Genomic DNA, 424 nt, shown 5'->3' with positions numbered 1-424 from the left:
GGTTGGTCAGTGAACTGACCGCCGACGCATCAGCCTTCTTCGCCACATCGCCTTTGACCCCTTCCAGCGCGTTATTCAGCGCCGTGATGGATTGCCCCTGTGATGTCAGGGTGTTCCCCTGGTTCGTCACCGTCCCGGTCAGAGACGAAACAGCATCGCTGGTCGCCTTGATGTTGGTTTCATCGGTGATATCAAAAACCCGGACGGAATCGAGCCAGATTTCACCGTTTGTCGGATGAGAATAAAGTTTGAAGTTCTGCCCGTCCGCGCCGGCAGCCGTCAATCCGGTTTCCCAGGTGATGGTTTGCCAGTCAGTGGTCAGCGTGACCGTTTTATCCTCATACGTACTGTCCGTCTGGCCGATTTTGTTCTGGCGACGGATCAGCAGACTCATCGCGCCGGAAACACCTTTGGCCTTCACCAC

At 55.9% G+C, this 424-nt stretch carries 1 protein-coding gene; it reads right to left on the bottom strand.

The features are described 5' to 3' along the window. The coding region (locus M3661_RS29920) for a hypothetical protein (protein ID WP_251491374.1) at positions 1-424 on the bottom strand (424 nt) is incomplete at both ends.

It is taken from the genome of Paenibacillus sp. MER 180, from assembly GCF_023713665.1.
GTDB lineage: Bacteria > Bacillota > Bacilli > Paenibacillales > Paenibacillaceae > Paenibacillus_B > Paenibacillus_B suaedae.
The sequence above is the reverse complement of the archived record's forward strand: the minus strand, read 5'-3'. Positions and strand labels throughout refer to the sequence as shown.